Source organism: Staphylococcus sp. MSU001 (assembly GCF_052976705.1).
In genome coordinates this window covers 1-1,354 of sequence record NZ_JBRIKK010000042.1, presented here as the reverse complement: position 1 = coordinate 1,354, position 1,354 = coordinate 1, and the positions used below count along the sequence as shown (strand labels likewise).

The window sequence follows — 1,354 nt, the reverse complement described above, 5'->3', positions numbered from 1 at the left end:
GGAGTGTGGGACATAAAGTCCCAGGATAAGTAAACAAAGACAATTTCTATTGAAATAATATAGAAATTGTCTTTGTTATAATTTTTTTGATTATTTTCAGCTCGTTGAGCTGTTACTTCTCTTATATTAAGTACCATTAGCACAAATCCTAGTTCTCTATTATAATTTTTCATTATTTTTTTATTTGTTTTTGATTTAAAGTTCATACATTGTTGTTTCAGAGGACATTCTGAACAATCATCACATTCATATAATTTAAAGTTTCGTTTAAAACTATATTTATCATGACGATAGGCATATCTTTTAAATCCTAGTCTTTGATTGTTCAGACAAATGAATTCATCGTTAATTTCGTAATAATCCCAATTACGAGTATTGAAGATGTCACTTTTATATTTTTTAGTTTTATCTTTTTTAAACATTCCAAAAGTTATGAGTGGCGTTCGATTAAAATTATCTATAATTGCCATATAATTGGCTTCGCTACCATAACCTGCGTCAGCTACAATATATTCAGGTAAATGACCGTAAGTCTCTTGATTTGAATTTAAAAAAGGTATTAGTGTTCTTGTATCAGTCGGATTTTGATACACATCATAAAATAAAACGAATTGAGAATTTGTCGCTATTTGTAAATTATACCCTGGCTCAAGTTGTCCATTTTTCATATAATCTTCTTTCATTCTCATAAATGTGGCATCGTGGTCTGTTTTAGAATAACTATTTCTATCCTTTAAAATAGATTTTTGGACTTCGTATTTATGCTTTCGCTTAGAGTAATCATTAATTTGCTTTTTGTATTTTTTAATTTTAGTTCTTTTGAGCCGTATTTGTTTTCTTATTTTAGTACATTTTTCATTATCGATATGTTGGTTTAAATCTTCGATTTCTTTATCTAAATGACTACCAATCAAATCTATTTCTTCTTTTGTTAAGTCATTATCGTGATCTTTTTTAATCTCAGGTATGATTTTATTTATCACCAATTCATGATAGAGTACTTTAGAGTTTTCATTCATCCTTGACTCATGGTTGTGAATACTTTTTTCCATACGAATGTATATCGATTGGTATTTACCTCAACTTTCGTACCATCAATAAAAATGGCCTAATCATCTATAATATTTTGTTTCAAACACTGACTATGAAATTGAATAAATAATGATTCTAATAAAGCGTCTACTTTGGGATTTACTCTGAATCGATTAATCGTTTTATAAGAAGGCTTTTGATTTTGTGATAGCCACATCATTCGGATACTATCATTGAGTAATTTTTCTATCTTACGTCCTGAAAACACAGATTGGGTGTAGGCATATAAACACAAAGTATTTTGGCGAGACTCTTGAGGGAT

The 1,354-nt window shown here is 28.7% G+C and carries 1 pseudogene; it reads right to left on the bottom strand.

From position 1 onward, the window contains the following. A pseudogene (locus tag ACVBFA_RS11610) lies at positions 1 to 1,354 on the bottom strand (IS1182 family transposase); the annotation flags it as partial.